The organism is Ramlibacter cellulosilyticus (assembly GCF_014297465.1).
Classification (GTDB): domain Bacteria; phylum Pseudomonadota; class Gammaproteobacteria; order Burkholderiales; family Burkholderiaceae_C; genus Ramlibacter; species Ramlibacter cellulosilyticus.
The window spans coordinates 64,202-86,245 of the sequence record NZ_JACORT010000009.1; the positions used below are offsets into that span (position 1 = coordinate 64,202).

Annotated in this window: 29 protein-coding genes; 20 read left to right on the forward strand and 9 right to left on the reverse strand. The window is 70.9% G+C overall.

Annotation, left to right across the window (positions count from 1 at the left end; all coding sequences use genetic code 11):
- Positions 1-4 precede the first annotated feature (4 nt).
- The 17 genes from H8N03_RS19265 (at position 5) to H8N03_RS19345 (ending at position 11,330) form a co-directional block, all read left to right on the forward strand.
- Complete coding sequence (locus H8N03_RS19265) at positions 5-382, forward strand: flagellar basal body protein (protein WP_187077847.1); 378 nt, start codon at positions 5-7, stop codon at positions 380-382.
- Positions 383-384: 2 nt separating this feature from the next.
- Complete coding sequence (gene flgC, locus H8N03_RS19270) at positions 385-810, forward strand: flagellar basal body rod protein FlgC (RefSeq protein WP_187077848.1); 426 nt, start codon at positions 385-387, stop codon at positions 808-810.
- Positions 807-1,106 carry a flagellar hook-basal body complex protein FliE gene (gene fliE / locus H8N03_RS19275; protein ID WP_187077849.1) on the forward strand — a complete coding sequence of 100 codons (300 nt, stop codon included), beginning with the start codon at positions 807-809 and terminating at the stop codon, positions 1,104-1,106. The genes flgC and fliE overlap by 4 nt, the downstream gene beginning before the upstream one ends.
- 15 nt (positions 1,107-1,121) lie before the next feature.
- Positions 1,122-2,549, forward strand: coding sequence for a flagellar basal-body MS-ring/collar protein FliF (gene fliF, locus H8N03_RS19280; RefSeq protein ID WP_187077850.1), 1,428 nt, complete (start codon positions 1,122-1,124; stop codon positions 2,547-2,549).
- Complete coding sequence (locus tag H8N03_RS19285) at positions 2,546-3,091, forward strand: hypothetical protein (RefSeq protein WP_187077851.1); 546 nt, start codon at positions 2,546-2,548, stop codon at positions 3,089-3,091. The genes fliF and H8N03_RS19285 overlap by 4 nt, the downstream gene beginning before the upstream one ends.
- Positions 3,088-3,777 carry a FliH/SctL family protein gene (locus tag H8N03_RS19290; RefSeq protein WP_187077852.1) on the forward strand — a complete coding sequence of 230 codons (690 nt, stop codon included), beginning with the start codon at positions 3,088-3,090 and terminating at the stop codon, positions 3,775-3,777. Before H8N03_RS19285 ends, H8N03_RS19290 begins: the two co-directional genes overlap by 4 nt.
- A 5-nt stretch (positions 3,778-3,782) precedes the next feature.
- Positions 3,783-5,099 carry a FliI/YscN family ATPase gene (locus H8N03_RS19295; RefSeq protein ID WP_222623066.1) on the forward strand — a complete coding sequence of 439 codons (1,317 nt, stop codon included), beginning with the start codon at positions 3,783-3,785 and terminating at the stop codon, positions 5,097-5,099.
- Positions 5,096-5,599 carry a flagellar FliJ family protein gene (locus H8N03_RS19300; protein WP_187077854.1) on the forward strand — a complete coding sequence of 168 codons (504 nt, stop codon included), beginning with the start codon at positions 5,096-5,098 and terminating at the stop codon, positions 5,597-5,599. The genes H8N03_RS19295 and H8N03_RS19300 overlap by 4 nt, the downstream gene beginning before the upstream one ends.
- Entirely contained in the window at positions 5,596-6,204 is a 609-nt protein-coding gene (locus tag H8N03_RS19305; protein WP_187077855.1) for a hypothetical protein, read from the forward strand. The genes H8N03_RS19300 and H8N03_RS19305 overlap by 4 nt, the downstream gene beginning before the upstream one ends.
- Positions 6,201-6,602: a flagellar hook assembly protein FlgD gene (locus tag H8N03_RS19310; RefSeq protein ID WP_187077856.1), complete on the forward strand. Its 402-nt coding sequence runs from the start codon at positions 6,201-6,203 to the stop codon at positions 6,600-6,602. The genes H8N03_RS19305 and H8N03_RS19310 overlap by 4 nt, the downstream gene beginning before the upstream one ends.
- A 16-nt stretch (positions 6,603-6,618) precedes the next feature.
- Complete coding sequence (locus H8N03_RS19315) at positions 6,619-7,797, forward strand: flagellar hook protein FlgE (RefSeq protein WP_187077857.1); 1,179 nt, start codon at positions 6,619-6,621, stop codon at positions 7,795-7,797.
- A gap of 245 nt (positions 7,798-8,042) precedes the next feature.
- Positions 8,043-8,600 (forward strand): FliM/FliN family flagellar motor C-terminal domain-containing protein, encoded by a 558-nt coding sequence (locus tag H8N03_RS26035; RefSeq protein ID WP_222623055.1) that lies wholly within the window; start codon positions 8,043-8,045, stop codon positions 8,598-8,600.
- A complete protein-coding gene (locus tag H8N03_RS19325) occupies positions 8,597-8,950 on the forward strand; it encodes a FliM/FliN family flagellar motor switch protein (RefSeq protein ID WP_187077859.1) in 354 nt (117 codons plus the stop codon). Before H8N03_RS26035 ends, H8N03_RS19325 begins: the two co-directional genes overlap by 4 nt.
- A gap of 1 nt (position 8,951) precedes the next feature.
- Complete coding sequence (locus H8N03_RS19330) at positions 8,952-9,383, forward strand: flagellar biosynthetic protein FliO (protein WP_187077860.1); 432 nt, start codon at positions 8,952-8,954, stop codon at positions 9,381-9,383.
- Positions 9,380-10,117 (forward strand): flagellar type III secretion system pore protein FliP, encoded by a 738-nt coding sequence (fliP, locus tag H8N03_RS19335; protein ID WP_255428298.1) that lies wholly within the window; start codon positions 9,380-9,382, stop codon positions 10,115-10,117. The genes H8N03_RS19330 and fliP overlap by 4 nt, the downstream gene beginning before the upstream one ends.
- A 5-nt stretch (positions 10,118-10,122) precedes the next feature.
- A complete protein-coding gene (locus H8N03_RS19340) occupies positions 10,123-10,881 on the forward strand; it encodes a sigma-70 family RNA polymerase sigma factor (protein WP_187077861.1) in 759 nt (252 codons plus the stop codon).
- Positions 10,882-10,955: 74 nt separating this feature from the next.
- On the forward strand, positions 10,956-11,330 hold the full coding sequence (locus tag H8N03_RS19345; RefSeq protein WP_187077862.1) for a DUF805 domain-containing protein: 375 nt from the start codon (positions 10,956-10,958) through the stop codon (positions 11,328-11,330).
- A 63-nt stretch (positions 11,331-11,393) separates the two neighbouring features.
- Here H8N03_RS19345 and H8N03_RS19350 read toward each other — a convergent pair whose 3' ends face one another.
- The 8 genes from H8N03_RS19350 to H8N03_RS19385 all read right to left on the reverse strand — a co-directional run bounded on the left by H8N03_RS19350 (position 11,394) and on the right by H8N03_RS19385 (position 18,681).
- Complete coding sequence (locus H8N03_RS19350) at positions 11,394-12,521, reverse strand: Fic family protein (protein WP_187077863.1); 1,128 nt, start codon at positions 12,519-12,521, stop codon at positions 11,394-11,396.
- A gap of 140 nt (positions 12,522-12,661) precedes the next feature.
- Complete coding sequence (locus tag H8N03_RS19355; RefSeq protein WP_187077864.1) at positions 12,662-13,285, reverse strand: hypothetical protein; 624 nt, start codon at positions 13,283-13,285, stop codon at positions 12,662-12,664.
- Complete coding sequence (locus H8N03_RS19360; RefSeq protein ID WP_187077865.1) at positions 13,282-14,091, reverse strand: fimbrial biogenesis chaperone; 810 nt, start codon at positions 14,089-14,091, stop codon at positions 13,282-13,284. The genes H8N03_RS19355 and H8N03_RS19360 overlap by 4 nt, the downstream gene beginning before the upstream one ends.
- Entirely contained in the window at positions 14,088-14,579 is a 492-nt protein-coding gene (locus H8N03_RS19365) for a hypothetical protein (protein ID WP_187077866.1), read from the reverse strand. The genes H8N03_RS19360 and H8N03_RS19365 overlap by 4 nt, the downstream gene beginning before the upstream one ends.
- Positions 14,576-15,211, reverse strand: a complete 636-nt coding sequence (locus H8N03_RS19370; protein ID WP_187077867.1) for a hypothetical protein — start codon at positions 15,209-15,211, stop codon at positions 14,576-14,578. The genes H8N03_RS19365 and H8N03_RS19370 overlap by 4 nt, the downstream gene beginning before the upstream one ends.
- Positions 15,212-15,222: 11 nt before the next feature.
- Complete coding sequence (locus tag H8N03_RS19375) at positions 15,223-15,840, reverse strand: hypothetical protein (RefSeq protein WP_255428299.1); 618 nt, start codon at positions 15,838-15,840, stop codon at positions 15,223-15,225.
- 45 nt (positions 15,841-15,885) lie between these two features.
- Positions 15,886-16,497, reverse strand: coding sequence for a hypothetical protein (locus tag H8N03_RS19380; RefSeq protein WP_187077868.1), 612 nt, complete (start codon positions 16,495-16,497; stop codon positions 15,886-15,888).
- A gap of 87 nt (positions 16,498-16,584) precedes the next feature.
- Positions 16,585-18,681 carry an SdrD B-like domain-containing protein gene (locus H8N03_RS19385; RefSeq protein ID WP_187077869.1) on the reverse strand — a complete coding sequence of 699 codons (2,097 nt, stop codon included), beginning with the start codon at positions 18,679-18,681 and terminating at the stop codon, positions 16,585-16,587.
- 587 nt (positions 18,682-19,268) lie between these two features.
- On the opposite strand from H8N03_RS19385, the gene H8N03_RS19390 reads away from it, so the two are divergent.
- From H8N03_RS19390 to H8N03_RS19400, 3 genes are all read left to right on the forward strand, one after another.
- Positions 19,269-19,946, forward strand: a complete 678-nt coding sequence (locus tag H8N03_RS19390) for a response regulator (protein WP_187077870.1) — start codon at positions 19,269-19,271, stop codon at positions 19,944-19,946.
- Positions 19,943-21,301 (forward strand): sensor histidine kinase, encoded by a 1,359-nt coding sequence (locus H8N03_RS19395; RefSeq protein WP_187077871.1) that lies wholly within the window; start codon positions 19,943-19,945, stop codon positions 21,299-21,301. The genes H8N03_RS19390 and H8N03_RS19395 overlap by 4 nt, the downstream gene beginning before the upstream one ends.
- A gap of 123 nt (positions 21,302-21,424) precedes the next feature.
- Positions 21,425-21,715: a DUF4148 domain-containing protein gene (locus H8N03_RS19400; protein WP_187077872.1), complete on the forward strand. Its 291-nt coding sequence runs from the start codon at positions 21,425-21,427 to the stop codon at positions 21,713-21,715.
- A 77-nt stretch (positions 21,716-21,792) separates the two neighbouring features.
- Here the strand turns inward: H8N03_RS19400 and H8N03_RS19405 are convergent, their stop codons facing one another.
- On the reverse strand, positions 21,793-21,990 hold the full coding sequence (locus tag H8N03_RS19405) for a hypothetical protein (protein WP_187077873.1): 198 nt from the start codon (positions 21,988-21,990) through the stop codon (positions 21,793-21,795).
- Between the last annotated feature and the right edge of the window lie 54 nt (positions 21,991-22,044).

The following is a 22,044-nucleotide window of genomic DNA, read 5'->3' on the forward strand; positions in this document are numbered from 1 at the left end:
GGCCATGCCCGCGCCCATCGAATCCATGACCACCGCGGCACTGTCGGCCGCACTGGACGCCGCCACGCGCACGCACGCGCTCGTCTCGGCGAACGTCGCGAACGCGGGCACGGAGCGATACCAACTGCTGCGATCCTCCTTCCATGCCCATCTCGAGGAAGCGCGCGCCGCACTCGCGGACCGCACCTTCCTCGATGCGCGCGGCCTGGCGTCGCTGCGCGGCGCAGCGGCGGCCGCACCCGAGGCGCTCGAAGGGCCGGTGCAGGTCGACGCGGAAATGACGGAGCTGGCGCGCAACGCCGTGCAGTTCCAGGTGCTCGTGCAGGGCCTGTCGCGGCACCTGTCCATGCTGGCGCTGGCCGCCGGCGACGGGAGGAAGTAGCCGTGGATTACCAGCAGGCCTTCGCGATCAGTGCGGCGGGCATGCGCGTCGAGCGGACGCGCGTCGAAATCGCTTCGCTCAACCTCGCCAACGCGAACACCGTCTCATCGCCAGTGGCGGTTGGCTTCCAACCGCTGCGGGTGCTGGCGACGGCCGGCGGCACCTTCGCGAATCTCGTTGCAGGTGACGTGGCGGCGTCGCTGCCCCTCGCGAGCGTCGAGCCCAGTCCGGTGCGGCCGCGGCTGGTGCTCGATCCCGGGCACCCGCTCGCCGACGAGCGCGGCTTCGTCGCCTACCCCGGCGTCGATCCCGCCGCGGAAATGGTCACCCTGATGGCCGCTGCGCGTGCCTACGAAGCCAACGTCGCGGCCCTGGGCACCGCCCGCGCGCTGGCCCTGAAGACGCTGGAGATCGGGAGGACGCCATGAACGTGCAGGCGATCGCCGGCCTCGGGGCGCATGACGAAGTCGCGCCGCCCGCCACGGGCGTGGCAACGCCCATGGGGCCGGCGTTCGCACAGCAGGTGGCGCGCGGGCTGCAGGAAGTGAACGAAGGCCTGCTCGCCAGCCAGGCGGACCTGCAGCGGCTGGCGGCCGGCGAGGCGGCGAGCCTCCACGAAGTGATGGTCCGCCTGGAGGAGAGCCGCATGTCCCTGCAACTCCTGCTGCAGGTCCGCAATCGCGTCCTGGAGGCTTACCAGGACGTCATGCGCATGCAGGTCTGAGGCACGGAGGACGCGATGCATACCTGGTGGCCCGCGCTGCCCCCGCGATCGCGCGCGCTCGTTGCGGGTGCGCTCGCGCTGTTCCTGGTCCTGCTCGCCGCCTCCGGCTGGTGGGCGCTGCGCAGCGACCCGGCGGTGTTGTTCACCGACTTGCGGCCTCAGGATGCCGCTGCGTTCGGCACCGAGCTGGAGAAACTGAAAGTGCCGTACACCGTCGCGGACGGCGGCACCACGCTGCTCGTCGACCGCTCGCAGGTGCACGCGGTGCGGCTCAAGCTCATGGGACGCGAGCTTCCGCTGCACGGCACGGTGGGCCTCGAGCTGTTCAACAGCACGGATTTCGGGATGACCGAGTTCGCGCAGAAGGTGAACTTCCAGCGCGCGCTGCAGGGCGAACTCACGCGCACCATCCTGTCCTTCGCGGAGATCCGCGACGCACGCGTCCATCTCGTGCTGCCGGAGCAGGGGCTGTTCCGGCAGAACGTCGCGCGTGCCAAGGCGGCCGTGACCCTGGCCGTGCGCGGCGGGCACGCGCTCCGCGCGGAGCAGGTGTCGGGCATCCAGAGGCTGGTGGCCGCCGCGGTGCCGGGCCTCGCGCCGCACGAGGTCACCATCGTCGACACGCAAGGGGTGCCGCTCAGCCGCCCGCCGGAGGGAGACGGGGATGCCGGCAGCGCGGGCACGCGGCTCGACCTGAAGCGCGAGACGGAAAGCTACCTCGCCCGCAAGGCGGGTGCCGTCCTGGACCAGGCCCTCGGTCCGGGCCAAGCGCTGGCGAGCGTGGACGTGAGCCTCAACATGGACCAGGTCCGCGTGACGACGGAAGACGTGCTCCCTGCGGGCGACGGGAAAGGCGCCGGCGCGACGGGCGTGCTGGTGCGGGAACGCGAGTCCGCCCGCGACAACGCTGGCGCGGACCCGCGCGGCACCGAAGCGCGGTCGCTGCGCGGCAGCAGCATGCAGCGCGACGTCGAGTACCAGGCGGGCCGCCGCGTCGAACAGGTCGTCAGCCAGCCCGGCGCCATCCGGCGCCTGCACGTCGTGGCCGTCGTGCGCGACAAGCTGGAGCCGCAGACGCAGGAGCACCTGCAGCGCGTCCTCGCGGCGGCGGTGGGGGCCTTGCCGGAGCGGGGAGACGTCGTGGTGGTGCAAGGGATGCGCGCGGCGCCGGCCGTGGAGGTGCCGCAGGTCGTGCCCACGCCTGCGGCCCCGGCATTGCCGCGGTCGACGCCTGGCGATCCGGGCTGGCCGCTGGCGGGGGTCCTGCTCGTCGTGCTGGGGGTGATCGCGGTGCTGCTCCTGCGGCGCGCCGCGCGCATGGCGCGAGTACAGCCCCTCACCGAGCCGCAGCGGCGCGCCGCGCTGCAGCGCCTGCAGGTCTGGATGCACGAGGCCGAGCCTGCCGCGGCAGCGATGGCGCGGCCCCCCGGGGAGGTGCAATGACACCGGTCGATATCGCGATGGACCCGCTGCGTACAGCGGCGATGACCTTGCATGCCTTGCCAGCGCGGGATCGGGAATGGTTGCTTGCGCGCCTCGTGGAGCGGCAGCGGCACCTGCTGCGCCCCTTGCTGCAGGAGCTGCAGGACCTGGGCATTCCCGGCGATCCGGGCCTGCTGCAGGCCTTGCAGCAGCAGGACGCGCAGGCGGCCACGCCGGAGGCGGCGTGGCCGGAAACACTGGGCGCGGCGGAGCTCGCGCGGCTGGTCGAGGTGCTCGCACAGGAGCCGCCCGGCCTCACGCGGTCGCTGCTCGCGATGCGCGCATGGAACTGGGCGCCGCAACTGCTCGCGGCCATCGGTGCAGACCGCCGCAGGCAGGTGCAGGAAATTCCTCTTCGTGCACCGGCGCCCGCGTTGCAGGCGGCCATCCTGCAGGCCCTGAAGGCGCGTTGCGAAAGCGCTCCGTCCCCCGTCGCCCGCAACGCGCCGAATCGCTGGCAGCGCGCCCGCTCCAGGCTGCTGCGGTGGGGAGGCCGGACATGAACGCGCTCGCGGCAGACATCCTCCGCGGCATGGAAGTGGAACGCCAACCGCTGCGCGTCGGCCGGGCGCGCACGTCGCCCGCGACGGCGCAGCCCGTTCCCGCGGCGCCTGTCCCCGTGCCGCTCGATCCGGAGGCCATCGAGGAACTGCGGCGAGAGGCGCAGCACGCCGGCTACGAGGAAGGACGGCGCCAGGGCCTCGGTGCGGCCGCCACGGAACGCGCGGCGGCGGTGGAGCGCGCGGTATCGGAAGCACTCGCGCCCCTGCGCAAGCAGCAGGAGCAACTCACCTCGCTCGTGGAAGGCCTCTCCACGGCGATGCACGACTGCCTGCGCGCCGCGGAGGACGACATGGTGGCCCTGTGCTTCGACGCCGTGTGCCGCATGGTGGGTGAAGCTGCGCCACAGCCGGAGGCGGTGCGGTCGGAGCTACGCGCGCGGGCCGTGCGTGCTGCAAGCGACGGCGGCGCGGAAATCCACGTGCACCCGCAGGACCTCGAACTCCTGGAGCCGCAGCCGGAGCGCGGACCCGTCCGGTACGTGGCGGACCCGCAGGTCGCCCTCGGGGGCTGCATCGTGCGCCAGGCCGGCGGCGGGCTCGACGCGCGCCTGGAAACGATGCTCGCAACGTTCAAGGCCGTCCTGCTGTCCGCGCGCGCCAGGCGCGTGGGGGAGGCGCAGTCGTGAGCGCGATGGCTGCCTATCGCCGCCAGCTTGCCGCGAGCGAGCTGACCCGCCGCATGGGCTGGGTACGCCGCGTCCAGGGCCTCGCGATCGAAGCCGAGGGCCCGGAGGTCGAACTCGGGTCCATGTGCCACGTCCATCCGGCCTCCGCGGCGGGCAGCCCGGTGCTCGCCGAAGTCGTGGGGATCGAGGCGCGGCGCGTGGTGCTGATGCCGTTCGGGGCGCTGCAAGGAATAGCCGCCGGCTCGCACGTGCTGGCGGTGGAGGCGGCCGCGGAAATCGCGGTGGGTCCCGACATCCTCGGGCGCGTGGTCGATGCTTTCGGTGCGCCGCTGGACGGACACGCGCCACCCGCCTGCAACGGCACCTGGCCGCTGGCGGGCCGGACGCCCAGTCCCATGCAGCGACCGCGCATCCGTCGCGTGCTGGAGACCGGCGTGCGGGCGATCGACGCGCTGCTGACGCTGGGCGAAGGCCAGCGTGCCGGCATCTTCGCCGGCAGCGGCGTCGGCAAGAGCAGCCTGCTCGGAATGGTGACCCGCCATGCGCGGGTGGACGTGAACGTGATCGCGATGATCGGCGAGCGCGGGCGCGAGGTGCGCGAGTTCGTGGAGGAGCAGCTCGGGACGGAGGGCCTCCGGCGCTCCGTCGTCGTCGCGGCCACCGCGGACCAGCCGGCGCTGTGCCGGATCCGCGCCGCGCACGTGGCGCTCGCCATCGCCGAGTGGTTCCGGGACCAGGGGCGCAGCGTGTTGCTGACCATGGACTCCGTGACCCGCCTCGCCATGGCGCGCCGGGAGGTCGGGCTGGCGGCCGGCGAGCCGGCCACGGCGCGCGGCTACACGCCGTCCGTGTTCGCGGAGCTGCCGCGCTTGTGCGAGCGCTGCGGCACGGCGCCTTCGGGCGGCTCGATCACGGCCTTGATGGCGGTGCTGGTGGAGGGCGACGACTTCAACGAACCGATCGCCGACGCGATGCGCGCCGTCCTCGACGGGCACGTCGTGCTGTCGCGGTCGCTCGCGCAGCAGGGCCACTTCCCGGCCATCGACATACTGCAGAGTGCGAGCCGCGTCATGGGCGACCTCGCCGGCGAAGAGGAGCGATCGCTCGCCGCTTCGGCGGTCCGCCACCTCGCCGCGCTGGAGAGGGGGCGTCCACTCGTGGAACTCGGCGCCTACGCCGGGGGGTCCAACCCGGCGCTGGACGCTGCACTTGCCGTCGAGGGCAAGCTTTTTGCCTGGCTGCGCCAGGATGCCGGCGGTTGCAGCCGGGCGGATGCCTTGCGGCAACTGCGCGATGCGTTGCAGACCCGGGGGGCGGCATGAGGCACACGAACGCTCCCGGAGCCGACGTGCGCGGGTTCGCATGGCCTCTCTCGGCCGTGGAGCGGCAGAGGGAACACCAGGTCGATGTTGCCCGCACGCACATGGGCGTGACCGAACGCGAACGCCAGGCACGCGAAGACGAGCTGCGCGTGGTCCGCGCCCGTTGCGACGAAGGCATGCGCCACCTCGTCGCCGCACCTGGCGCGCGCCTGGATCCTGCGGTGCGCGCGCACGTGCTCGGCCACGTGCAGCGTTCGCTGCAGCGGCAGCGCGAGTGCGAGGAACAGGCGCGGGCGATCGAGGCGAGAGTGGAAAGCGCGCGGCGGGCCTGCGTGGAAGCGCAGCAGCGGCTGGACGCGGCGCGCAAGCTGCGCGAATCCGCGCTGGCGCGCTACCTGCGGGAGCAGGCGCGGCGCGAGGCGCGGTTGGCCGACCTGGCCTGGCTCGTGCGCCATGCCGTCACTTCGTCCCGCTCCCCAGCGGCGGAGACCGCGCCATGAACGCAGTGCCCCAGAACACGCTGCCGCTCGCGACGACATCGGCGCTCACGCCATCGCGCCCCGCGTCCGCGGGGTCCGCCGCGGGCTGGCGCAAGACGCTCGAGGATGCGGGCCTGGCAGGCAGGCAGGAAGGTGCCGCGCAGACGGAGCAGCGTGCACCGCACGGCGTGAGCGGGTCCGTCCTGCACGCGCGTGCGGGCGCACGCACTGCGGCCGTCCTCGCGATGCACGCGCGTGGGACGCTGCCGGCGTTCTCGCAGTACGGCGAGGCCGGCGCAGCACCGCAGGTTCCCCCCGCCGTACCGCAGGGCGCGCCCAACACGGCACCGCGGGAGTGCGACCGCCCGCAACCTCCGGAGCGCACCGCTCCGCCCGTCACGCCGCGCCGCCTCGTGCAACCCGCGTCCATCCACGTGCACGTCGAACACCATGCCGATGGCATCGCCGTGTGGCTTGGCGTGCCCGCAGCGGCGAATGCCATCAGCGCCACGGCCATGGTGGCCGCGCTGCGCGAGGCCGCGCCGCCTGGCCTGAAGCTCGCGCGCCTGACCTGCAACGGGCGCAGCGTCTACGAACGTCCCGAACCTTTCCAGGAGAGCCCATGAGCCTGTCCACCGCGGATGTGGGTGCCGTCTCGCCCACCGCAGCCTCTTCGCTCGGCTTGCAGGACTTCGTCCGCGTGCTGACGACGCAGCTCACGTACCAGGACCCCCTCAAACCCATGGACAACCAGGAGTTCATGGCGCAGGTCGCGCAGTTCACCGCGCTGGAACAGTCGCAGCAGATGAACGAACGCCTGCAGCAGCTGATCGGCAACCAGGCGGCTCTGCAGTCGGTGGGCCTCATCGGCCGCAACATCGAGTTCACCACGAGCACGGGGCGCAGCAGCGGCATCGTGAGTGCCCTCTCCCTCCAAGGCGATGCACCCCTCCTGACGGTGTCGCTCGCGGGCGGGACGGTGGTGAACGACGTCACCCTCGGCCAGCTGCTTTCGGTGCGCTGAAGCGCGGGAGGGTTCCATGCTCGATTCCATCCACGTCGGCACCAGCGGCCTCATGGGCCACCAGCAGGCCTTGCGGGTGATCGCCAACAACACCGCGAACATGAACACGCCCGGCTACAAGAGCACCACGCTCGGTTTCGCGGACCTCTTCTACGCGAATGCCGCGGGCAGCGGCGCCAACGGGCTGCGGCTCGGGCACGGGCTGGGCACCACGGGCACGCGCCTGAGTTTCTCCCAGGGCGAGCTGCGCCAGACCGGCGGCGACTTCGACCTCGCGGTCGAGGGCGAAGGGCTCTTCATGCTGCGCGACGCGCAAGGGCAGGTTCGCTACACGCGGGCAGGCGCTTTCGAATTCGACGGCGATGGCGTGTTCGTCAACCGCAGCGACGGGAGCAAGGTCCTCGGCGTCGATGCCTCGGGCCGGGTGGGCGAAATCCAGCTCGAGGGGCTGCGCGTGGCCGCGGGAAAGGCGACTTCCAACCTGCGCCTCGCAGGCAACCTGTCCAGTACGTCCACCGAATTCACGGTGGGCGGGATGAAGGTCTTCGACGGACTCGGCCAGGAACACACGCTGTCCTTGAAGCTGACCAGCACCGAGGCCACGAAGCCCGGGAGCTGGCAGGCCGAATTGCTGGAAGGGACGACCAGCTTCGGTGCGGTGGAGATCGTGTTCGAGAACGGCTATCCCGATGCGGCGAGCCGCAGCCTCACCTTCGACTACACGCCTGCGGGTCGCCCTGCGCAGCCCCTGGTGCTGGAGCTCGGGGCCGACGTGAGTTCGTTCGCCGCGGGGAACCTGTCGACCCTCGCGATGAGCAAGCAGGACGGCTACGCGCCAGGCAACCTCACGAAAGTCGGTTTCGATGCCACCGGGGCGCTCGTGGCCACGTACGGCAACGGCCAGACTGCCAAGGGCCCGCGGCTCGCGCTCGGACGCTTCACCACGCTCGATGCGGTGGAGGAGCTCGGGAACAGCCAGTTCGCCGAGGCGAACGGCATCCGCTGGCAGCAGGGGCTCGCAGGCGATGCCGGGTTTGGCACGGTCCGTGCGGGATCGCTGGAGATGTCGAACGTGGATCTCTCGCGCGAGTTCACGGAGCTCGTGGTGATGCAGCGCGGCTACCAGGCGGCATCGCAGGTGATCTCCACCGCGAACGACATGCTGCAGGAACTCTTCGGGATGCGGCACAAGTGAGCGCAGCGTCCTCGTCACGTTCCGCCTGGCGTGCTGCGCCGGAAGCCCGGGCGTTGTGCGCCTGGCGCGAAAGGGAGCTGGAGCGGCTGGCGGCCCTGCTCGCATCCGCGCTTGCGCCGTGGGCCGCGGATTGGGGCCTGCCCGAGGATGCGGCCACGCGGGTCTGCTGTGTCCCGGCGCGAGCGGGCTCGGCACCTGGCGTGCGGTGGGCGGTTCACGGCAGGTGCGAGCGGGGCGCGGCGTGGATGTCCGACGGCTGGACGCATCGGTGCGGCCTTCCGGACTGGCTCGCGGACAGCGCGGACGACGCTTGCGCGACGCACGCTGTGGCCCGCCGCTGCGCGGAGGACGCGCAGGCACGCATCGCTTCGCTCCTCCGGCTGGAATGGAGCGCCGAGCCAGGTGCTCCCGCCGACGCCGTGTGGTCGTACTGGAGCGGCGCCGTGATCGCCCGCCTTCCCGGGCAGGGCGTCCTGTTGCTCGAAGCTGGCCTGGTCCGCGCGGTCCTGGGTGTCGCTGCACGTGCAAGGACGGAGCAGCCCGTCGTGCCGCTGCACGACGCGATCTCGCCCGGAGCGTTGCGCGTGCAAGTGGAACTGGCCGGGTGCGAGCTGCCGCTGGGCGAGGTCACGGGGCTGCAGCTCGGTGACGTGATCCGCCTGCAGCATCCGGTAGGCGTCGCAGCGCGCGTGTGCCATGAAGGCACCGTCCTGTGCGACGGCTGGCTGGCGCGCAGCAGGGGCCGCCGCGCGATCGAGCTCGCGCGACCGGAAAGCGCGATCGGGATGCAGGAGACGCGATGAGCCAGATGATCGAATCCTTCCTCCAGCAAGGCCCCACCGCCGGCTTGCGGGCGAGGCCGGTGGAACTGCAGGAAGCCGCCGGGACGGAGCCTGGGGCTGCCTTGATGCGCGATGCCCATCCCTTGCATGGCGTCCGGGTGAAGCTGCAGGTGTGCGTCGGGACGTCCGAAATGACGCTCGGCGAGCTGCTGTCGGCGCGCGAACACGAGGTGCTCGTGCTCGATCGCGCGGTCGAACAGCCCGTGGACCTGCTGCTGGAAGGCAAGGTGGTCGCGCGCGGCGAACTGGTCGCGGTCGACGGTGTGTTCGGCGTGCGCATTACCGAGCTGCCGCTGCCCCTGAGGCTGTGACATGGAACGCTGCCTGCGCCGAATCGGACTCGCATTCCTGTTGTCCTGCGGGGCCGCCGCGGCAGCCGCGACGGAACCTGCGCCTGCAGCACCCGCCGTCACCTCCCTGCCCGCGAGCCTGCCCCTGCGGCGCGATGCGGCGGCACCACCTTCCGCGCCGGGCTGGTGGTCCTCGCTCGCGGTGCTGACGCTGGTCGGTGCAGGTGGTGCCTGGACCGTGTGGCGGCGCCTGGCGCGGCGACGCCCGCCGCTTGCCGGCGGGGCGGAGGACAGCCATGCCGTGCGAGTCTCCAGCCAGGCGCTGACGGCGCATGCGAGCGTGCACGTGGTGCGATGGAACGGCGAGGAGCTGCTCGTCGGATGCACCGGGCAGCAACTTCAGTTGCTGGCGCGCAGGCCCGGCTCCGCGGCACCGCAGGAGCCAGCCGCATGAAAGTCTGCTGCATGCTTGCGGCGGTGGCCACATTCGCGCTGGCGCCTGCCGCGGACGCTTCTGCAGCCGCGGCCGTCACGGCGAAGGCCGTCGACCTCGCGCCCGCGGACACGGCACAGGCGCTGCGCATCGTGCTCGGGCTCACCGTGCTCGCGATCCTGCCGGCGCTGCTCGTGTGCGTCACCTCCTTCCTGCGCATCGTGATCGTCCTGTCCATGCTGCGGCAGGCCATCGGCATGCCGGAGACGCCGCCGAATCCGGTGCTGATCGGCCTTGCCCTGTTCTTCACGCTGTTCACGATGGCGCCCGTGCTGGAGACGCTGAACGCGCAGGCCTTCCAGCCTTTCATGGACGGCACCATCGGCATGGAGGCGGCGTACGGCAGGGGCATGGAGCCCTTGCGGTCCTTCATGACGCGGCAGACGCGCGAGCAGGACCTCGCGCTGATGATCGAGCTCTCGAAGGCGAAGGTGCCGCAGGCCATCGAGGAAGTGAGCAACGTGCAGCTGATCCCGGCGTTCATGCTGTCCGAGCTGCGGGCCGCGTTCCAGATCGGCATCCTGCTGTTCCTGCCCTTCCTCCTCATCGACCTGGTGGTCTCTTCCATCCTGATGGCGCTGGGGATGATGATGATGCCGCCCACCACGATCGCCCTTCCGTTGAAGGTCCTCGTCTTCGTCCTCGTGGACGGGTGGGCGCTGGTCCTGAAGGCGCTGGTCGGGTCCTTCCACTGAGCGGCATGGACCTCGCGCTGCGCCCGGCCGACGACGAGCCCGCCTTGTGGCGGCGCCTGCGCGAGGAGGGCGACGAGGCCGCGCGTGCGGCCCTGCTCCGGATGCACCTGCCTTACGCGAAAGTCATCGCGGCCCACTTCTACGGCCGGCGGTTCAGCGACGACGTGGAGTTCGGCGACTTCCTCCAGTACGCCTCGCTGGGCATGCTCGAGGCGCTGGACCGTTTCGATCCGGCGCGAGGCGTGCAATTCCGCACCTTCGCCGCGCGGCGCATGCAGGGGGCGATCCTGAACGGGCTGGAGCGCCTCACCGAGAAGCACCAGCAGATCGCCGCGCGGCAAAGGCTGCGCAACGAACGCCTGCACGACCTCCAGACGCTGGCCGGTGCGGACGCGGCCGGGAACGCGCCGGACGAACCCGCGCAGTTGCTGCGATTCGTGACGGAGGTCGGCATCGGCCTGGCGCTTTGCTGGATGCTCGAGGGGACCGGCATGGTGGAGACCGCAGAGGGCGCGAGCCACCACCCCTTCTACCGGGGTGTGGCGCTCGCCCAACTGAGGGCTCGGCTGCTTCACGCTGTCGACGGTTTGCCTGCGCAGGAGAAAACCGTCGTCCGCAGCCACTACCTGCAGGGCATTCCGTTCGACCGCGTCGCCGAATCGCTCTCGCTCACCAAGGGGCGCATCTCCCAGATCCACAAGCAGGCGCTGCTCCACCTGCGTGCCGCGGTGCGCGAAGACGCCGACTGGGACACGGTTTTTTGATCCGTTGGGGCGGTTGCTTTCCACCCCTCGCTCCGTATCATGGCGAGCGCCTAACAAGAAGGAGGGCTCTCACGATGGATTTCAAGCAAGCGGTCCTGCGCTGTGTTCGCGACAAGTACGCGGATTTCAACGGCCGTGCCGGCCGGTCGGAGTTCTGGTGGTTCGCCCTGGCCTGCGTGCTGGTCGGGCTTCTGTTCAGCATCCTGCGCCTGGAGATGATCGGCGCGCTGGTCAACCTGGCGCTGCTCATCCCCTCGCTGGCCGTCGGCTCGCGCCGCCTGCACGACATGGGCAAGAGCGGCTGGTTCCAGCTGATCTGGCTGATCCCCTTCATCGGCTGGATCATCCTGATCTACTGGCTGGTGCAGCCGAGCGCCGGCCCCAACGAGTACGGCGAAGGCCCGGCCCTGCCGGAGAGCGCGGCGGCGCTGCCGCCGGGAGCGGCCTGAAGCCAAAGCAAGCCTGAAGGCTTCCCGAAGGCCCCCTGAGCTGCGCAGGCTCAGGGGGCCTTTTCATTGCTGCGGGAACCACCCCGGCAGGTTGACGTAGTACCGCGTCGAGCGGCCGGCGCCCCACTGCTTCAGCACGCCGAGCGCATTCAGCTCGATGAGTTCGCGCGACGCGGTGGGCCGCGAAGTGCTGGTGAGGCTCACGTACTTGCGCGTGCTCATGCCCCCTTCGAAGCCGCCCGGGCCTTCGTCCAGCAAGGCGTTGACCGCCTTCCTCTGGCGTGCATTCAGCGGCGCGTCGGCGTGCGCCGTCCAGAACCTGGCCTTTTCCAGCGACGCGTCGACCACGGCACTCGCAGCCTCCCAGGCAATGCGCACCTGTCGCACGAACCACACCATCCAGGGCGTCACGTCCAGCCCGCCATGCTGCGCGCGGCCCAGCTCGTTGTAGTAGGCCTCACGCTGGTCGAGCAGGCGCTGCGAGATGCGAACCAGCCGGGAGGTCTCGCCGGCATCGCGCGCCAGGCACAGGTCCACGATGTTGCGTCCCACCCGCCCGTTGCCGTCGTCCATGGGGTGGATGGTCTCGAACCAGACGTGGGACAGCGCCGCCTTCACGAGGCTGTCCTGCTGGCTGGCGTTGAACCAGTCGAGGAACGCCTGCATCTGCGCAGGGACGTCGCTCGCAGGCGGCGCCTCGTAGTGCACCGACTCCTTGCCCGCCGGGCCGCTCACGATCTGCATGGCCTCCGGGCGATACGCCCCCGTCTTCACGGGACGCATGCCGGAGAACCCGGTGGGGAAGATGGCGGCTTGCCAGGCCTGCAACCGTTCGTGCGTGAGGGGCTCGTTCGCCTTCACGATGGCGTCGTCCATGATGCTCACGAGGCCGTCGACGTGGCGCGGTGCCGCGGGCCCCTTGAACGCCGCAGCGCCGAGGCGCTGCGCGACGGAGGAACGCACCGCCAGCAGGTCCAGCATCTCGCCTTCGATGGCTGCGGTGGCCAGGGCTTCCCGTGTCCATGCTTCGGCGGCCAGGTCCTGCCGCTCACGCGAGCCCAGCGCGGCCAGCTTTCCCTCCACCGCGGCCTGCGCCTTGCGCGCGAGCGCAACCTCCTCGGCGAGATGCTCTTCGTCGAAGGAGAGGCGCGGCCATCCGCGAAGCTGCCAGATGTACTGAAGGGATTCCAAGGAGCATCGCCACAGGCTGGGCAGTGAGTCGATTATGGCGACAAATCGACTCGTGAGTCGAATATTGCCTCCAATCGACTCATTTCATGAGTCGATCGGGATCGAAACGACTCGTGGGCTACGCACGGAAGCTTTGCCGCTCAGGGCGACGACGCCGTGAAGCTGATCTGCCCCGTATAGGTCCCCGCGCGCTGCGTCGGCACGGGGACGTACGAGAACGTCCAGGTCGCCAGGCGCTGCGTGACCAGGTTGCTGAACGCGGTGCCCGCCACGTTGACCGTGGCGCTCATGCCGGTGTTGGGCAGCGTCGGGGCGGGCAGGCCGGGGTCGCTGGAGGCCAGCAGGATCTGCGACATCGGGATGACGTTGCCGCCGCTCGTGAGGGTGCTGACCACGTTGGCGCGGATGGTGATCTGGCCCGCGTTGCTGCGCACTTCCACCGGCACGTTGGCGGAGGGGGCGACGAAGGCGGGCGCGGTGCCGCCCCAGTTCACGGTGGTGCCGGCACCCGGCACCGCCATCACCGCGCCCGGCGGGATCGTCATGCCCACGTCCAGGGCCACGGTGTCGATCGTGCCGCTGGCCGTCGGGAAGCCGCCGCTGCCCACGCGGAAGAACAGGAACTTGCCGATGTCGACCAGGAACTCGAGGTCGGCCGTCGTGCTGGGGCTCGCGCCGTTGTCCGTGCCCTGGTCCGCCACGGCGAGCGCAGGCGCCGCGGCGACCAGGAGCAGGGCGGCACGCGAGCGCCAGGCACGCTTCATTTGAACTCCACGTCCACCTTGAAGCTGCCCAGCTCCCAATCGAGCTGGCCTTCGCTCTTCACGGGCAGCGTGTACTCGATCGCCTTCTGCTGGCCTTCCGCGCGCGGCGCGAAGGGCAACGTGCGCGTCTGTCCCGGCATGATCGGCGTGCCTTCGGGCAGCAGGTCGAACTTGAGGCCCTTGGCATCGACGGAGGCGAGGCCGCCGTCGAGGCGGCCGTGCGCGTCGCCGGTGTTCGCCACCGTGATCACCGGGGTGGGCTTGCCGTTGATGGCCTTCACGCCGACCTGCCGCACTTCCAGCTTGGGCGCCGCGCCGTCCACCGCCACGTACACGGCCACCGCGATGCGGCCGCTCACCGGCAGGCTCAGGCTGGCGCCGCCGCCCTGCAGCTGCGCCTGGTACGCGGGCTCCACGCCTTCGAGGGCCAGCATGAAGCGGCACTCGCCGCGCGGCGTGCCGGCGGGCACGTCCACCTGGAAGCGCACGGCCAGCTTGCCTTGCTGCGGCACGCGCACGGTGCGGCGCTCGAGGGTCACCCACGGGCGGCAGCTGCCCGGGAGCAGCTCCTCGTGGTAGCCGATGTTGCCTTCGGCAGAATAGGTCCAGTCGAGCGTGCGCACCGAGACTTCGGTGGGCGTGTTGCCGACGTTGAAGATGTTGATCGACTGGCCGATGCGGCCGCCGGGCTTGCCGGCGACTTCGAAGCGCGAGGGCGACACGGCGACCTCGAACGGGGCGGCCTGCACGGGCCATGCGGCGGCGAGCGCCAGGGCGCCTGCAAGCAGCGCGAAGGGGGACTTCATGGGGAAACCTCGATCTCGAAGAAGGGCTCGAATTCGAATCTTGCGTCGGCCGACGGCTGCACTTCGCGCAGCTCCAGCTGGAAGTTCAGGTCCATGCGTTCGTTGATCCACGGGCCGGGCACGACGCCGCTCCACACGAGCGTGCGTTCGCCGGGCCGCGCGGTGCCGCTCGCGAAGAGGCTGCCGCGCCACTCCACGCGCAGGCCGGCGGGCGAGCGCAAGCCGGGGATGAAGGCGGGGATCACGTAGTAGATGCGGGCCTGGCGCCCGGCGTAGCGCGCGGTGGAGAGGCGGTAATCCACCTGCCTCACCTGCACGATCGCGCGGGTCGGGTTGCGGCTGGCCACCAGCGGCCGGCCTTCGTCGGTGAGCACCACGCGCGGGGTCACCCGGCTGCGCGGCGAGGCCGAGTCGTCCAGGCGCTCCGCGGCGGGCGCCGACGTGGCCGCCGCCAGCGCGAGGAGCAGGCACGCGGCGCGGGGGATCACAGGTTGCTCGCGGTGTAGACCACGCGGCCGAGGTAGCGGCCCGAGGGGTACAAGGTGGTGTTGTCGTACTGGAAGACCAGCACGTTGCGCATGGTGATGCTGCTGCCGAACCCGAAGAGGATGACGCTCTCGTAGATCGCGAGCTGCTGCGCGCCGGAGCCGTCGAAGCTGCCGGTCTGGATGTCCTGGCCCGCGTTGTTGCCGGCCTCCAGGTTGTAGGACGTCCAGCGGATGTCCGTGAACGGGATCACCGTGGTGCCGCAGCCGGAGCCGGCCACGCACTGCAGCGGCGTGGAGGAGTTCACCGTCAGCCGCATGGTGCGGCGGTCGAAGAGCGATGCCGTGTTGCGCGTGATCACCTCGATCTCCACGCCGCCCGCGGGCGAGGTGGGGGGCGTGCCGGCACTGGGCGTGCCGATGACCGGGGTCGGCGTCGGCATGACATTCGCGTTGTTCACCGTGAAGGTGACGCGGTTGATGGTGTTGTTGGCCGAGCCGACCCGCAGCGTGACGGAGGGCGGCGAGCCCAGGGGCGTGCTGATGAAGACCGCGCCGGCGTCCGGGGCGGCACCCAGCAGGGCGGCCGCCGCGAACGCGGCATGGCGAAATGAACTACGGCACGCTTGGCGCATGGTGCGCCACTCTACACGCCGCTCGCGGTGTAGGTCACCGTGGACGTGTAGGTGCCCGCGGGCCAGCTGGCCGGCGTGCCCCCCAGCGTGTACGTCCACGTGGAGGAGCGCACCGAGTTGGAGGTGAAGCCCGACGTCGTGCCGCCGGCGCACGCGCCGACGGTGGCGCCGGGGTGCGGGAGGTTCGTGCCACCCCCGCTGGCGGTCACGCCGAAGTCGGCCAGCGTCGGGCCGCCCGCGGGTGCCACGGGGGCGGCAGTGCAGCCCAGCGTGCCGGTGGTCGCATTCGTCCACGCGCTGGCGACCGTCGACTGCGTGCCGGAGATGCCCACGGTCGGCGCGTTGCCGTCCCAGTTGACGGCGGTGTTGTTGCCGTTGACCGGCGCCACGGCGCCCGCCGGGATGGTCTGCGTGACGTTCCAGTTCAGGGAGTCCCCCGTGCCGGTCGCCGCGCCCACGCGCAGCAGGATCATCTTCGGCACCGCCACGCTCAGGTTCAGGCGTGCCGTGGCGGTCACGGTGCCTGCACCGGAAGACGAATAGCCGTAGGTGCTTTCGGCTTGCGCGCCGCCCATGGCGAACGCGGCCACCAGCGCTGCACCCAGCGCTCCCCAACGATTGTTTTTCATGCTTCCCTCCTCGTGCGGGCCGCCCCTGCGGCCCGCGCACGTTGCTTACGGCGCGGTGGCCGTGTAGGTCACGATTTCGAAGTCGCTGCCGGCGGCGGTGCTGTTGATGGCGCTGGCGGCGACGCTGTAGGTCCAGGTGCCCTGGTGCACGGTGTTGCGCGCCAGGCCGGACACGGGCGTGCCGCAGGCGGTGTCCGTGCCGGGGTGCGCCAGGCCGGCGCCGGAACTGACCAGGATGTCGGTCGCCGCAAGCGAGGTGAACGGCGTGGTGGCCGAGCAGGTCAGCGCCGCGCCGCCGGCGTTGTTGTGCCAGAGGTAGGCCGTCAGGGCACCCACGGGGCTCGCCGCGAAGCTCGGGGCCGACCCGTCCCAGTCCGCCGCCTGGTTGTTGCCGGCCACCGTCACCGGGGCGGGGCCCGTGGAGATGAAAGGCGTCAGGTTGAAATCGAGTGCATCCTGCGTGGCGCTGGCGCTACCCACGCGCAGGATGATCAGCTTGGGCGTGTTCACATTGATGCGAATGCGGGCCCGCGCGCTCACTGCACCGGGCGTGGCGGAGGCGTCGTAGCCATACGTGCTCTCCGCCATGGCCTCGCCACTGGCCAGGCCCGCCACGATCGCAGCCGCCGCGGCGGCCAGTTTCAGTTGCTTCTTCATGTCTCTCTCTCTTCCTTCCAGGTCAACCAACGAACAAGATGAGACCCGGGTGGCGTCCGCCGCACGGAGTCTTGCTATTCCGCATGCTCAGTCCCCCACCCGCACCACAGGGATGCGGGCTTCGGCCTGCCCACGCAGCGGGACATCGACACGCGTCGCCCGATCCGACGCCGCGCCCCAGGGCAGCGGCACCGTCTCCAGCGTGAGCGTGATCTGGTGGTGTCCCGTTCCCACCAGCGGGAAAACGAAGCGGCCGGCGCGGTCGGTCGTCGTGCGCATCCGGCCGTCCAGCAGCACTTCCACGTTCGGCACGCCGCTCTCGGCGCCCTGCTGCTCGCCGTCGCGGTTGGCGTCGAAGAAGACGACGCCGGCGATCTCGCCCGCGCCCACGCTCGTGGACCCCGCGGTGCGGTAGCTGCTGCCGCGGCTGCCTTCCCAGCGCAGGTACACCGAGGCGTACTTGTCGTTGCTGCGCGTGACGGTCGGCGCGGCCAGCCCGGTGGGCGCCACTTCGACGACGGCCTGGTTCAGGCTGACGGAGGCGCCCACCACCCAGCCCTCGGGCAGCTGGCGCTCGGTGTCGAGCGTGCCGGACAGGCCGCGCGACGTCGCGAGGTGGCTGTCGGTGGCCGTGTAGCGCAGGTTGCCGCTGACGGTCCACGCCACGGCGGGCCACATGCGGAAGTTCAGGCCCGCGGTGGGCGAGAGCGTGCTGACGCCGCTGCTGCGGTCGCGGGCGACGCCCAGCGTGGTGCTCAGCTCCGGGCGGCCGGTCTGGTAGTCGCCGGCGAGCCATTCCTGCTCCCACTCCAGCTCCTCGCCGGACGCGGGCAGGTCGCCGGACACCACGGACTCGTTGCGGTGCACTGCCACGCGCACGCGCGTGCGGCCGTAGCCGATGAAGCGGGTCTGGTAGAAGGCGTTCGCGTACAGGCTGCGGGAGCCGCCTTGCAGGAGCGAGGACGTGCCGACGGCCGTCTCGTGCCGGCTGTTCAGGACGGTGGCGCTGCCGCCGACGAGGCGGTCACGGTCGATGCGGTACTGCGCGTTGGCGCTGGCGTTGATGGTGCGGCGGTAGCCGCGGGCGGCGTCGCGTTCGGCGTTCTGCTCCTGGAAGTCGACGCCGGCGCCCCAGTTCAGGCGCAGTCCCGTGTCGTCGATGCGCCAGTAGGCGCCGCGCGTGTCGGACGCGAGCACGTACTCGCCGAAGCGCAGGAAGGGATCGGCCTGGTACACGCCGAACTCGTGGCGCGCCGTCCCCTGGCGCGTGGCGCCTTCGAGGAAGAGGCCTTGCGCGCCGGGACGGTCGTCGCCCTGCGTTTCGCTGCGCACGTGGATGGCGCGCGCGCGCGCCTGGCCGTCTTCCAGCAGGTCGGGGCCGTAGCCGATGCTCGCGGCCACGCTGCCGACGTCCGCGCGGGCCACGGAGAGGCCGGGCGTGATGGAGGGCACCTCGGTCGCGCGGCTGGCCTGGACGCCGGCGAACATCCGCTCGCCGAAGCGCTGGCTGTAGCCCGCCCAGGCGATGCTGCCCTGGCTCTTCTCGAAGCCCGGATACGGGCCGCCGGCCAGCACGCCGCGCTCGCCGACGCCGACGCGCAGGTCGCTCGTGGCCGTGAACACGCGCGTGGCCGCGCCGCGCACGGTGCTCGTGCCCAGCGACATGCGATAGGTGCGCGCCAGCGCATCGGTGATCTCGCTGCCGAAGTCGCCGACCACGCTGTCCGCGAACATCTGCGTGGTGACCGGCAGGCCCACGTTGCGCAGCGTCACGCGGCCGCTGGTGCGTTGGCCGGCGCGACCCAGCGCGCCGAAGCCGAGGTCGGTGCCGTCGTGGGCCCGCAGGTCCGCCTGCAGGAGGATGTCGCCGTAGTTGAGCGTCTCCTGGCGGTACTCCAGGCGCTGGCCGAGTTCGGTGGACTGGCGCAGGTCGAGGCCGCTCTCGGAGCGGGCCCAGCCCAGGCGGCTCTCGGACAGGTACGTGCGCAGCCCCGCCTCCGCCGCGGAAGGCGTGGCAGGCTCGGGCGCGGGCGGCAGCGGCGTCGCGTCCATCACCTTGTCCTCGTAAGCCTTGGGCTTGCTCTCCAGCATCTTCCTCAATCGCTCCTGTTCAGCCTGCGCGCGGTCCAGGGACTGCACGCTGGGCACGGCGTCGGCAGCCCAGCCGCCGGCCATGTGGGTCACGGCACAGCAGACGGACACGGACCGCAGCAGCCTTCCCCAGGCCGCACGTCTCCGCGCGCGTGCTTTCTTTCTCTGCTCTGCCACAGGTCTTCAATTCCAGGTTCCGACGTGGATCAATGAACGGAACTCTACGCTGCTCGTAACTGGTTGCAACAAACGGTCAGGTTGCGACAAGCCAACAAGCGGACGAAATCACCAAATACTGCACGGCTTGAGTGCTATGGTTTTAGAAGCTGGACCCCTCAGACCGTGGGGATTCAGCTACGCTTAATAAGCCGTTGCCTTAACACCGCGTTTTCGCCGGATTCTGCTGAGCTGCCGCAAGCGGAGCACGCCACGCGTGACAAGCGGGCGCTCACGAACGTTGGGCGGCGCGGAGTGTTGCGTTCCCGCTGCACGGGCCGGCAGGCGGACGCCGCGTACCGCCTGGCGCGGGAGCGCGTGCTCCCCCCCGACGCGAGGGGGCTCGCGGACGGGCGGCGACGGTCCGACATCCGGCCGTCCCCGGCGCCTGTGCGGGCGCTCACGCGGTCCTAAGAATCGACGGCTATCCTGCGAATCCCCCCGTGGATGAGGAAAGCCGTGCCATGCGAGTCCTGCTGGTCGAAGACGACGAGATGATCGGCCACAGCCTGCGCGAGGCCCTGCAGGGCCAGGGCTGGTCGGTCGACTGGGTCAAGGACGGCCTGCTGGCGCAGAGCGCCTGGGACGACGGCGACTACGCCTGCGTGCTGCTCGATCTCGGCCTGCCCAAGCGCGACGGCGTGGAGGTCCTGCGGCACGCGCGCTCGCGCGGCAACACCACGCCGGTCCTGGTGCTCACCGCGCGCGACGCGATCGACGACCGCGTGACCGGCCTGGACCTCGGCGCCGACGACTACCTGCTGAAGCCCTATGAGGTGCGCGAACTGCTCGCGCGCATGCGGGCCGTCATCCGCCGGCGCGACGGCAGCGCGCACTCGGTGATCGGCAACACCACCGTGCAGCTGGACCTGACCACGCGCGAAGTGATGGTGCAGGGCGGCGAGCGCTCGCAGCTTTCGGCGCGCGAGTTCGCGCTGCTGCACGCGCTGCTGGAACGTCCGGGCGCCATCCTGTCGCGCGAGCAACTGGAGAACCGCATCTACGGCTGGGGCGAAGAGGTGAGCAGCAACGCGGTGGACGTCCTGATCCACGGCATGCGCCGCAAGATCGGGCCGGACACCATCCGCAACGTGCGGGGGCTGGGCTGGCGCGTGACCGGCGGCGCGGGAGCATCGGCATGAAATGGCACGTCTTCCCCACCGGGCCCATGTGCTCGCTGCGGCGGGCGCTGATGTTGTGGCTGCTGCCGCTCTTCCTCGTCGTGGGCGGCGGTTCCGCGGCGGTGTCGTACTGGTCGTACTGCAAGATGGTCGACATGTTCCTCGACGACCAGATGCAGCAGCTGGCCGAGGCACTGGCGACCAACGAGATGCCGCAGCCCGCGCGCATGACGAAGGAGCGCGTGCACCAGTGGGGCGCCTACGTCGTGCAGACGTGGAGCCCCGGCAACGCGCTGCAGGTGACGTCGTATCCCGAGCTGCAGGTCCCCCTGCAGCAGGGCGCCGGCTTCCATGACCTCGCGACCAGCGGCTACCACTGGCGGGTCTACACGCTGCCGCCCGTGAAGCCGGGCGCGCACAGCGTGCAGGTGCTGCAGAGCGCGGACTTCCGCGGCAAGCTCGCGGCCGAACGGGCGGGCGCGGCGATCGCGCCCTTCCTGCTCATGGTGCCGCTCGCGATGGCGGTGCTGTGGGGCGTGGCGCGCGCGATGTCGCGCGCGCTGCAGGACATCGGCCGGCAGGCCGCGCAGCAGGACGAGCACAACATCGCCGAGCTCTCGGTGCGGAACGTGCCGCAGGAGATCGTTCCGCTCGTCTCCTCCTTCAACAGCCTGCTGCGCCGCCTGCGCGACGCGTTCGCGACGCAGCGCCGCTTCGTGCAGGACGCGGCGCACGAGCTGCGCACGCCCATCGCCGCCATCGGGCTGCAGGTGGAGAACATGCGCAATGACATGAACTGCCCCGCGGCCGAACAGCGCTTCGCCCACCTCGAGGCGGGCGTGCGCCGCGCGCAGCGGCTCGTCGACCAGTTGCTGCGCCTCTCGCGGCAGGAGAGCGCGGGCGCCGACGGTCCCGCGATCGTGGACCTGCGCGCGCAGCTGCGCGAGAGCGTGACGACCCTGATCGGCCTGGCCGACCAGCGCAACATCGACCTCGGCGTGGCGGGCGCGGAGCAGGCCAGCACGCCGATCCCGCTCGCCTGCGCGGCCGGCGACATCCGCAGCGTGCTGGACAACCTGATCGAGAACGCCTTGCGCTACACGCCAGAAGGCGGTGTCGTCGACGTGAAGCTCGAACATGCGCAGGGCCGCATCGCGCTGGAGGTCGTCGACACCGGCCCCGGCATCCCGCAGGACATGTTGCCGCGCGTGTTCGACCGCTTCTTCCGCGTGCCGGGCAACGGCACCAACGGCAGCGGCCTCGGCCTCGCCATCGCCCGCGCCGCGGCGGAACGCGCGGGGCTGTTGCTTACGCTGCGCAATCGCGAGGACCGCAGCGGACTCATTGCGCGCGTGGAGACGCTCACGGTCAGCTAAGAAAGCGCTAAGGCTTGGCTAAAGGGAGAAACCTACAGTGAGATCACGGTTGCAGCGGGGGAAACAAGGAGAGCCGCAGCAACCGATCCAGACAGATCTCCGAACCACTGAAAGGTCCCTGCCATGAATGCCAAGTTCCTGTTCGCCGCCGCCGCCATCGCCGCCGCCGTGTCCGGTGTCGCCCGTGCCGACGAAGCCGATGCTTCCCAGTTCGCGATCAAGTTCGACGGCCAGCGCACCCGCGCCGAAGTGATGGCCGAAGCCGCGCGCGTGCCCGCCGCGCGCAGCCAGGAGCCGGCCGGCTCCCGCGTGCTGGTCGCGCCCACGTCGAACGTGAGCGTGCAGGCCGTCCGCGCCGAAGCCGCGCAGGCGCTGCGCCTGGGCAAGATCCCCTCGGGTGAACTGAGCTTCTGAAGCGCCACGACCCTCCCTCCCGAAGAAGCGAAAAGGGCTGCATCCGCAGCCCTTTTTCCTTTGGGGAGCCGGCAGGCTCAGAACGTGAGCGTGAGCACCACCGGCGCCGGCGCGGCCACTTCGGTGCGCACGGCGAGCAGGGCGTCCGGTTCCGGCAGGAACTGCAGCGGAGCCCAGTCGCTCGACGTGTGGCCGGCGACGGTCAGCGTGTGCGCGTCGTCCTCGGCGCGCAGCGCGGTGTCGGCCCAGGAAGCGGAAGGCAGCTCGATCCTCATACATGCACTGTAACCACGTGTTGCACACCCCCGGGGGGCGTTTTTTCACCGACT